This is a genomic window from Streptomyces sp. Isolate_45 (assembly GCF_024721315.2).
Lineage (GTDB): Bacteria > Actinomycetota > Actinomycetes > Streptomycetales > Streptomycetaceae > Streptomyces.
Window position 1 is genome coordinate 23,868 of sequence record NZ_JANFAK020000096.1, and the last position, 9,939, is coordinate 33,806.

The 9,939-nt window shown below is 72.8% G+C and carries 6 protein-coding genes; 3 read left to right on the forward strand and 3 right to left on the reverse strand.

Annotated features, from left to right (window positions below):
* Window positions 1-16: 16 nt before the first annotated feature.
* Window positions 17-1,912 (reverse strand): BTAD domain-containing putative transcriptional regulator, encoded by a 1,896-nt coding sequence (locus NOD94_RS26760; RefSeq protein ID WP_281208671.1) that lies wholly within the window; start codon window positions 1,910-1,912, stop codon window positions 17-19.
* A 332-nt stretch (window positions 1,913-2,244) separates the two neighbouring features.
* On the reverse strand, window positions 2,245-4,695 hold the full coding sequence (locus NOD94_RS26765) for an HAD-IC family P-type ATPase (RefSeq protein ID WP_281208672.1): 2,451 nt from the start codon (window positions 4,693-4,695) through the stop codon (window positions 2,245-2,247).
* A gap of 422 nt (window positions 4,696-5,117) precedes the next feature.
* On the opposite strand from NOD94_RS26765, the gene NOD94_RS26770 reads away from it, so the two are divergent.
* From NOD94_RS26770 to NOD94_RS26780, 3 genes are all read left to right on the forward strand, one after another.
* On the forward strand, window positions 5,118-6,158 hold the full coding sequence (locus NOD94_RS26770) for a class I SAM-dependent methyltransferase (RefSeq protein ID WP_281208673.1): 1,041 nt from the start codon (window positions 5,118-5,120) through the stop codon (window positions 6,156-6,158).
* A gap of 132 nt (window positions 6,159-6,290) precedes the next feature.
* A complete protein-coding gene (locus NOD94_RS26775; protein ID WP_281208674.1) occupies window positions 6,291-7,517 on the forward strand; it encodes a serine hydrolase domain-containing protein in 1,227 nt (408 codons plus the stop codon).
* Window positions 7,518-7,596: 79 nt separating this feature from the next.
* Window positions 7,597-8,130 (forward strand): GNAT family N-acetyltransferase, encoded by a 534-nt coding sequence (locus NOD94_RS26780; protein WP_281208675.1) that lies wholly within the window; start codon window positions 7,597-7,599, stop codon window positions 8,128-8,130.
* A 41-nt stretch (window positions 8,131-8,171) separates the two neighbouring features.
* On the opposite strand, the gene NOD94_RS26785 is transcribed toward NOD94_RS26780, so the two are convergent.
* Window positions 8,172-9,881, reverse strand: coding sequence for a bifunctional 3'-5' exonuclease/DNA polymerase (locus tag NOD94_RS26785; RefSeq protein WP_281208676.1), 1,710 nt, complete (start codon window positions 9,879-9,881; stop codon window positions 8,172-8,174).
* Between the last annotated feature and the right edge of the window lie 58 nt (window positions 9,882-9,939).

Genomic DNA, 9,939 nt, shown 5'->3' on the forward strand with positions numbered 1-9,939 from the left:
TCGGCCGGGCGGGGGGTCAGAACACCAGGTCCGCGGCCCGCGGGGCGGCGGCGCGGGAGTGGACCGCGTGCAGTCGGATCAACTCCTGCCAGCGGTAGGACATCTCGCCCCAGGGGCTGCGTCCCACCGGCTCCAGGAGCTGTGCGTCCACCAGGATCTCGATCAGGTCCTCCGCGTCCGCCGGGCCCGTGGACAGCACCGAAGCGGCCTGCGGCACGGTGAACTCGCCGCCGTCCAGCCCGCTCAGCCGCTGGTAGGCGCAGGCCGCCTCGGGCTGGAGCTCCGCCACGCTGTCGTCGAGCCGGGCCCGCAGGGAGTCCTCCCCGATGCTCAGCTCGTCCAGGCAGTCCGCGGACTTCTCCAGGCGCCGTACGAGGTCGCCGACGTGCCAGTGCTGCTTGGTCAGCAGCTTGGCCGCGGCCGCGCGCAGCGCGAGCGGCATGTGGCCGCAGAGTTCGCCCAGTCGCCCCGTGGCCTCCGGGGACTCCTCGGCCCGGCGGTCGCGCAGCACACCGGAGAGGAGTTGCCGTGACTCCCCGGGCGACAGCGGCCCGATCCGCAGCACCAGGGCGCTGTGCGCCTGGAGGAGTTCGTCCAGGCTCGCGCGCCCCGTGATCAGCGCGCAGCTCCCGCCGCCGCCCGGCAGCAGGGGACGCACCTGGGCGTAGGAGGTGGCGTGGTCGAGGAGCACGAGCACGCGCTTGCCCTCCAGCCGGGTCCGGTACAGCCGGGCCGTCTCCTCGACGTCCGACGGCAGCGGGCCCGTCGCGCCCAGCTGCCGCAGGAAGCCGTGCAGCACGGCCGGGGTGCCGTTGCGCAGGTCCGCGAAGAGCAGGCCGTCGGGGAACCGGTCCGCGGACCGGCGTGCCCAGTGGACGGCGAGGCTGGACTTGCCGATGCCGGGGCTGCCGGTGAGGTAGGCGATCGGCGCGCCGCCGCGGGCCGCGGCGGTCAACAGCACGTCGTCCATGACGGAACGCTCGCGCTCGTGCCCGGTGAAGAGGGGGTCCTCCTCGGGCATCCGGGAGGCCGGCGGTTGGTCCGGCTTCGCGGGAGCGGTCGGGAAGCCGGGGACGGCGGGCCGGGGCAGTTCGTCGCGCAGGATGGAGTCGTGGAGCATCTGCAGCTCCACGCTCAGTTCCAGGCCGATCTCCTCGATGGAATGGCGAGTGCCCTCGCGGAAGGTGTTCAGGGCCTCGGCGCGGCGGCCCGAACGGTATTGGGCGAGCATCAGGTAGAAACGCAGACGGTCGCGCAGTGGATTCGTACTCACCAGTACGCGGAGTTCTCCCAGTAAGGCGTGGTGCTCGCCCAACTGGAGGCGTAGTGCCATGTGCTGCTCCACGGCCAGGAGGCGTTGTTCGTCCAGCCGTGTCGCCTCGCTCTCGACGAATTGCGCGTACACCCCGCCGAGGGCCGGCCCGCGCCAGAGCGACAGGGCCTCGCGCAGCGCTCCCTCCGCCTCGGCGTGCCGCGATTCGGCCGCCCAACCGGCCGACCGGTGGACCAGCTGCTCGAACCGCAGCGAGTCGAGCGTGTGCCCGCTGAGGCCCAGCATGTATCCGGGCGGGGCGGTGACGATGGTCTCCCGCTCGCAGCCCGCGGCCCGGAAGGCCTTGCGCAGGGCGGCGATGCAGATGGCGACCTGGGTGCGGGCGGTGCTGGGCGGCCGGCCGTCCCAGACCTTCTCGATCAGCGAGTCGAAGGACACGACCCGGTTGGGCGAGAGCAGGAGCACCGAGAGCACGGCCCGCTGTCGCGGTCCGCCGAGCGGGAGGCTCCGTCCGTCCAGCCGCACTTCGAGGGGACCGAGGGTCCTGAACTCCAGTACGGCATCGGGTACCGGCCCGGAGGGGTTTCGGGCCGGCCGTCTACTTTGCTCGAAATCTGCTATTTCCTGCTCTGCTGCCATGGTGTCGTGACCCCCGTCATTGATGACACGCGCATGAATCTCGTTCGTGGGAAATCGCCGAGGCGGAATATGCCCGGATGATCGATGTTCCGCTTCGGCGGCGGAGAGGTTGTGGGGTGTCACCCCTACCTTCGGTAAGGATACGGAACTGTCGTGCCCTCACCGCTTGACTCTCGATGGGGTCGGAGTTGTTTTCCGATCGCGCGGTGGAATTATCCCGTGTTGTCGGCGCTTTATTCCGGTTGTCGAGATGAAAAGGGCGAAAGGGACGCCCGGCGGGTGCCGGACGTCCCTTTCGCGTGGGCGGAACGGGGGATTGCCGCCCGGTGGGCTCAACCGTCGATAAGACGGCGACGACTACGAGCCCACACGAATTCGAGCACCAGGCCGGCGACCGCGGCCGCGGCCACCGCCGCTCCCGGTGCGGAGGTGCCGATCAGCTCCAGCTGGAAGAACTCCTGGAGGTACGGGACCACCAGGACGACGGCGAACGACGTCGCCATGGTCAGCACCAGCAGGACGCGCCACCAGGTGTACGGACGGGCCACGATGGCCAGCGCCCACAGGGCCGTCAGGAACAGCGTCAGCGTCGCCGCCGAGGTCTCCGCGTCCAGGTCGTCCGCGTACACCGACCGGGCGTACATGTAGGACACGGACGTCGCGAGCGCCGCCAACGCCCCCGCCGGCACGGCGAACCACAGGACCCGGCCCACGAAGTGCGGTCGGGCCCGCTCGGTGTTGGGGGCCAGCGCCAGGAAGAATGCCGGGATCCCGATGGTCAGCGACCCGATGAGGGTGATGTGGCGCGGCAGGAACGGGTACGGCACCTGGGCGATGACGACGATCAGCGCCATCAGCACCGAGTACATGGTCTTGGTGAGGAACAGGTTGGTGACGCGCTCGATGTTGCCGATGACCCGACGGCCCTCCGCGACCACCGAGGGCAGCGACGCGAAGCTGTTGTTGAGCAGCACGATCTGGGCCACGGCCCGGGTCGCGGGGCTGCCGGCGCCCATGGCCACGCCGATGTCGGCGTCCTTGAGCGCGAGCACGTCGTTGACCCCGTCACCGGTCATCGCCACGGTGTGGCCCCGCGATTGCAGGGCCAGCACCATGTCCCGCTTCTGCTGCGGACCGACCCGGCCGAAGACCGAGTGCTTCTCGACGGCGTCGGCGAGCGCCTCCGGGTCGTCGGGCAGGTCGCGGGCGTCCACCGGGGCGTCGGCGCCCGGAAGGTCCAGACTGCGGGCGACGGCCCCGACGGACAGCGCGTTGTCACCCGAGATCACCTTGACCGCGACGCCCTGCTCGGCGAAGTACCGCAGCGTGGCGGGCGCCTCCTCGCGGATGCGCTGCCTGATCACGACGAGCGCGCAGGGCACCGCGCTCGCGGGGACCGCCGACGGATCGTCCTGCAACTCGCCGAGCGGCCGCGAGGACCGGGCCAGCAGCAGCACGCGCAGGCCCAGCGAGCCGTGCGAGTCGGCCGTGGCGAGCACCGGATGCCCGGCGGGAAGCATCGTGTCGGGCGCTCCGAGCAGCCAGGAGTCCTCCTCGCCCGAAGGACGGGCGAAGGTCGCGCCGCTCCAGCGGCGGGCCGAGGAGAACGGGGCGTTCGCGCGCCGCCGCCAGCCCTCGGGCGCCGGGTGGGCGTCGATGATGGCCTGCATGCTGGCGTTCGGCCGTTCGTCGGCCGCGCCGAGCGCACCCAGCACCTCCTCGACGGGCAGTCCCGGCTCCAGCCGGATCACCCGGTCGACGTCCATGGCCGTCTCGGTGAGCGTCCCGGTCTTGTCCAGGCAGACCACGTCCACCCGGGCGAGCCCCTCGATGGCGGGCAGTTCCTGGACCAGCGCCTTGCGCTTGCCCAGTCGTACGACACCCACCGCGAAGGCCAGCGAGGTCAGCAGGACCAGGCCCTCCGGCACCATGGGCACCAGACCGCCCACCATGCGGCGGATCGCCTCGGGCACGTCGTCGTCGTTCACCATCAGCTGGGTGATGATCAGCGCGATGCCCGCCGGGACGATCGCGAAGGTGACGAACTTCAGGATCCGGTCGATCCCGTTGCGCAGTTCGGAGTTGACGAGGGTGAACCGCCGCGCCTCATCGGCGAGTTGGGAGGCGTACGCCTCGCGGCCCACCCGGGTGGCGGTGAAGGCGCCGGTGCCGGCGACGACGAAGCTGCCGGACATCACCGTGTCACCGGGCTGCTTGAGGACCGGGTCGGCCTCGCCCGTCAGGAGCGACTCGTCGATCTCCAGGCCGTCGGCGGCGATGACCGTGCCGTCGACGACGACCTTGTCGCCCTGCCCCAGCTCGATCGTGTCGTCGATGACGACCTCGGAGGAGCCGATGGTGACGCGCTTGCCGTCCCGCCAGACGCGCGGCCGGCTCTCACCGACGATGGCGAGCTGGTCCAGGGTCCGCTTGGCGCGCACCTCCTGGATGATGCCGATCATCGTGTTGGCGAGGATGACCCCGCCGAACAGGCCGTCCTGGACGGGGCCGACGACCATGACGATGCCGAACAGCACCCCGATGATCGCGTTGATGCGGGTGAACAGGTTGGCCCGGACGATCTCGCCGATGCTGCGGCTCGACTGGGCGGGCACGTCGTTGACCCGGCCGGTGGCGACCCGCTCGGCCACCTCGGCCGTCGTCAGCCCGACGATCTCCCCGGTCCGCGGCGCGCCCTGCGCGGGAACGGCGGCTCCGGAGCCGCCGCCGACGCCGGTGGCTTCGGAGCCGGCCCCTTCGAGCCCTTCCAACCGTCTCTTCATCCTCCGGTGCCCTCCGTGCTCGTCACTCCGCGGTGCCGTTCGCCGTGCACCCCGACGGTAGGAGGTCCTCCCCGGTGGTCACCAGGCACGAAGGACGTCCTTTTGAATTGACTTTCGACAGGGTCGGACGCCGCTCGTGGCGGGGTCCGGCGGGGCCGCGACGGCCGGCGTGCCGGTGCCGTACACCAGCAAGGGCCGATTGTGGGCCTGCCCGGCCTGTGCGCGACCGGAGTCCCACTTGAGCGGCACCCGATGCGGGACCTGACGCGGGACGGACGCCGGAGCGACCCGGGCCGGAGGCCGCGCGCGGGCGCGGGAAGCGGAAAACGGATGGATACCCAAGGGAAAGAGCCCGCTCCTAGCGTCGGCGGCGGATCCCACCCGGCCATCCCATGCATCCCGACGCGGAGGAGCCCCACCCCATGCAGACCACGACGAGCGGGTACCTCGTGCGCGGGAACGACGTCCGCGGCCAGGTCGACGAACTGGACCGGCTGCACCCGGACCTGCACGCCGTGACCGACCCCGGGCGGATCGCCGCCTGGGAGGCCGAGCTGCGCGACGGCCCGGTACGGCACGACGACTTCGGCGCCGACGCGCAGAAGAGCCGGGGCACCGAGTACGTCCAGGCCCAGACGCTCAACCCGCGGGCCCGCGCCACCGGCATCAGGAACCTGCTGGGGCTGGCCGGCACCACGCGGCCCGCGCCCGGGGCGGAACGTCCGGTGCTCGTCGACCTCCTCGGCGGCGACGGTCTCGTCCGGAAGGTGTGCGAGGAACTGGGCATCGGCGACTTCAACATCCTGACCTGCGACGCCTCCGAGCACATGGTGGAGTCGGCCTGGGCCGCCGGGATGCCGGCCCTGCTCCAGCGCGCCGAGCGGCCGCTGCTGCGGGACGCGTCGGTCGACGCGGTGCTCCTGGCGTACGGCTCGCACCACGTGGATCCCTCGGCCCGCCAGGAGTTGACCTCCGAGGCCTTCCGCGTGCTGCGGCCCGGCGGGACGTTCATCCTGCACGACTTCCTCGTCGGCTCGCCCGTCGACGTCTGGTTCGAGCAGGTCACCGATCCGTACTCGGCGACGGGCCACAAGTTCGCGCACTTCACCCGGGACGAGATCGAGGGCTACCTGGAGCAGGCGGGCTTCGACACCTACGAAGTGGTGGAGATCGACGACCCGTACACCGCGGTCGGTGCCACCCCGGAGGCCGCGGAGATCGAGATCGGCCGCTACCTGCTCAACATGTACGGGCTGGTCAAGGTCTTCGAGGGGCGCACCGAGGAGGAGGCCTACCGGTGGGTGACCGAGACCGCGAAGGCGATCTTCCGGTACCCGGCGGGTCCCGACGGGCTGCCCGGCGAGAGCGAGCTGGTCCGGGAGGAGGCCACCGGCCTGTGGCGCCTGACCATTCCGCGCCGCGCGGTCGTCGGCGTCGGACGCACCGCTCCCGCCGCCGGCTGAGCCCGCGAGCCGCCCCCGGGCCGACCGGCGGGCCCGCCGCGGCGCCCCCGCCTCCGGTCGCACCCGGCCGGGGGCCGGGGCTAGCGTGGAGGGACCGGGGGGCCTTGGCGTTGTGCGGGCAGGAGGCCGGCCATGAGGACACGACGGTGGCGCAGGACCGCGCTGGGAGCGTCCGCGGCGGCTCTGATGGTGGTGCCCCTGGGGGCGGGAGCCGGCGTGGGGTACGCCTCGGACGGCGCCGTCCCGCCGGTCGTCGCCGCCGCACCGGCGGCCGCCGAGGACTTCCCGCAGCTCACGCCCGCCGTGGCGGCGCGGCTCGACGCGGCGGTGAAGAAGGTCCTCGCGGAGGCGGCGGTGCCCGGGGTGATGGTGGCGCTGTCGGCGCCGGGCAAGGGCGAGTACGTACGGGCCTTCGGGATCGCCGACAAGGCGACCGGAGCGCCCATGACCACCGACCTGAACATGCGGATCGGCAGCGAGACGAAGACGTTCACGGTGACGGCCCTGCTGCAACTGGTCGACCGGGGACTGGTGAAGCTCGACGACCCGATCGGCAAGTACGTCGCCGGGGTTCCGGGCGGCGACCGGATCACCCTGCGCGAGCTCGCCGGGATGCGCAGCGGGCTGTTCAACTACTCCGAGGACGAGTCCTTCTTCAAGGCCTTGACCAGCGACCCCCGGCGCGAGTTCACCCCGCGGGAGCTGTTGGGGTACTCGTTCCGGCATCCGGTGGTGTTCCAGCCCGGCGCGCGCTTCCAGTACTGCAACACCAACCTGATCCTGCTCGGGCTGGTGATCGAGAAGGTGACCGGGCGACCGCTCGCGGAGTACGTCAACAAGGGCGTCGTGGCCGAGGCCGGGCTGAAGCGGACGCTCTTCCCGGTCGGCGCGGAGTTCCCGAAGCCGCACGCCCACGGCTACACCGACCAGACGGCCTCGGGGAAGACGACGGACTCCACCGACTGGAACCCTTCCTGGGGTTGGGCGGCCGGCGCGATGATCTCCGACCTCGATGACCTGAGGAGTTGGGCGAAGACCCTCGCCACCGGCACCCTGCTCACCCCCGCCACCCAGGCCCAGCGGCTGAAGGTGTCCCCGGCGGGAGACCTCCCCGACACGGGCTACGGCCTGGGCATCTTCAACGTCGACGGCTGGATCGGGCACAACGGCTCCCTGCCCGGCTACGAGTCGCTGACCGTGTACCTGCCGCAGTCGCGGGCCACGCTGGTGGTGCTGCTCAACACGGACATCCCGTACCGGGGCAGCGAGCCCAGTTCGCTGTTCGGCGAGGCGATCACGAGGATCGTGACCCCGGAGCACATCTTCAGGCTGCCCGCCCAGCCCGTCACCGCGCACTGACGGCCCGGGGCCGGTGCGCGGCCCCGCGGGTCCGCCCGCGCACAATGGGGCCCCGGCACGTGCGGACCAGGGAGCATTCATGCGGGAGCAGGCAGCAGCGGCACACGAGGGCGCCCCGACCCCGGAGTGGGGCGGGCACGGCGAGCAGGGCGCGGACGGCGCGGCGGTCGTCCTGCGCGTCGCGGGGGAGGAGGACCTCGACATCGCGGCGGAACTCTTCAGCGGCTACCTCGACTTCTACGAGGTGAAGGTGGAGGACCCGGCCGGCCCGCGCGCGTTCCTCGCGGAGCGGATCGCGAAGGACGAGTCGCTCGTCCTGCTCGCCGAGGTCCCCGGGGTCGGCACGGTCGGCTTCGCGCAGGTCTACCGCGCCTTCTCCTCGCTCACCCTGAGCACCGCGTGGATCCTGAACGACCTGTACGTGGCCCCCGCCGGGCGCCGCACCGGCGCGGGCCGGGCGCTGCTGCGCGACGTGGTGCGCCGGGCGCGCGGCGCCGGGGTGGCCGGGGTGCAGTTGGAGACGGCGTACGACAACCTCGTCGCGCAAGGGCTGTACGAGTCCGAGGGGTTCGCCCGCGAGGAGTTCCACGTCTACTTCCACGACCTGGGCTGACCGCTGACGGGGACCTCGCCGAGGCATCCACCGGCCGCCGCCTACTTCGCGTCGGCGTAGCACTCCACGACCGCCGTGGTGAACGGGAAGCGGACCGGGGTGTCGCCGAAGGCGATCCGGCCCGCCCGGTCACCGGCGGCGCGGATCGCCTCCGCGACGGCCCCGGCCTCCTCGGCGGGACAGTGCACGATCACCTCGTCGTGCTGGAAGAACACCAGCTCGGCCCGCATCCCGACGGTCGCCTGGCGCAGTGCCGCGAGCAGCAGCAGCGCCCAGTCGGCGGCGCTGCCCTGCACCACGAAGTTACGGGTGAACCGGCCGCGGGCCCGGGTGTTGGTGGAGGCGTAGCTCGGGGTCCAACCGTCCTCGCGGTCCTGCGGGACCCCGGCCTCGCCGTCGTCCTCGGCGGGCGCGAACGGCGGCGGGCAGGTGCGACCCAGCCAGGTCCGCACGAGCCGCCCCTCCTCCCCGGCGCGGGCGGCGTCGTCGACGTAGGCCACGGCGCGGGGGAAACGGCGGCGCAGCGCGGCCAGGTTCTTCAGGCCGTCGCCGGAGGTCTGGCCGTAGACGGCGCCGAGCACGGCCAGCTTGGCCATGTCCCGGTCGCCGGAGAAGCCCTGCCGGGAGATGGCCGTGTAGAGGTCCTCGGGGCGGCCGGCCACCTCCATGAAGGCCGGGTCGCGGGAGATCGCGGCGAGGACCCGCGGCTCCATCTGGTCGGCGTCGGCGACGACGAGCCGCCAGCCGGGATCGGCGACGACGGCCCGACGGATCACCTTGGGGATCTGCAGCGCCCCGCCGCCGTTGGTCACCCAGCGGCCGGTGAGGGTGCCCCCGGGCACGAACTCGGGTCGGAAGCGGCCGTCGTGGACCCAGTCGGCGAGCCAGGACCAGCCGTGCGCGGTGTAGATCCGGTACAGCTTCTTGTACGCGATCAGTGGCTCCACGGCCGGGTGGTCCAGCTCCTGGATCTCCCAGCGGCGGGTGGACTTCAGCTTGATCCCGGCCTCGGCGAACGCCTTGATCACGTCGGCGGGGAGGTCCGGGCGCACCCGGCGCCCGAACGCGGCGGACACCTCGTCGGCCAGCTCGGCCAGCCTGCGGGGCTCGCCGCGCCCGGCGTAGCGCTCGCCGAGCAGCTCGGTCAGCAGGGCGCGGTGCACGTCGGCCCGCCAGGGCAGGCCCGCGCGGTGCATCTCGGCGGCGATGAGGAAGGCGGCGGACTCGGCCGCGACGAGCAGCCGCATCCGGTCGGGGTGGGCGGTGGCGGCGAGACGCCGCTCCTGCTCGGCGTGGACCGCGAGCAGGGCGTCGAGGGGGACCGGGACGGTGGGTCGCGGCTCGAAGAGGGAGTCCTGCGTGCCCGGCTCCGCGGCGCGCTGGGGCGGGTCGGGCGGTACGGGGCCGCCGGTGAGGCGGGCCATGGCGGCCGCCGCCGAGCGGGGCTCGCCGATGCGGCCCTCGTGCCCGAGGAGCAGCAGCTCGGCGTCCTCGACGTCGTAGCACCGCTCGACGCGGACGCCGGCGGCGAGCAGCCGGGGGTAGACGGCGGCCGTGGAACGCCACACCCAGCGGGTGCCCGCGGGCGCGGCCCGGATCGCCTCGGCGGGGTCGCGCACGCTGATCCGGGCCCCGACCGCGGGGGGCACGGGGGCGGCGTGCCACCAGCCGTCACCGTGCTCGGACTCGGCGAGGGCCCACCGGCCGGCTTGGTCGCTCACGGGTGCGAGTCTCCCACCGGGGTCTGACAGTGCCGGCCGCGCCACGGCGCCGGCCCCCGACCGCCCGCCCGCCGCCCGCGGCCGCGAC

Bases quoted from the DNA above. Each gene is read 5' to 3' on its own strand.
- NOD94_RS26760 (WP_281208671.1), bottom strand. From the start codon at position 1,912: ATGGCAGCAGAGCAGGAAATAGCAGATTTCGAGCAAAGTAGACGGCCG.
- NOD94_RS26765 (WP_281208672.1), bottom strand. From the start codon at position 4,695: ATGAAGAGACGGTTGGAAGGGCTCGAAGGGGCCGGCTCCGAAGCCACC.
- NOD94_RS26770 (WP_281208673.1), top strand. From the start codon at position 5,118: ATGCAGACCACGACGAGCGGGTACCTCGTGCGCGGGAACGACGTCCGC.
- NOD94_RS26775 (WP_281208674.1), top strand. From the start codon at position 6,291: ATGAGGACACGACGGTGGCGCAGGACCGCGCTGGGAGCGTCCGCGGCG.
- NOD94_RS26780 (WP_281208675.1), top strand. From the start codon at position 7,597: ATGCGGGAGCAGGCAGCAGCGGCACACGAGGGCGCCCCGACCCCGGAG.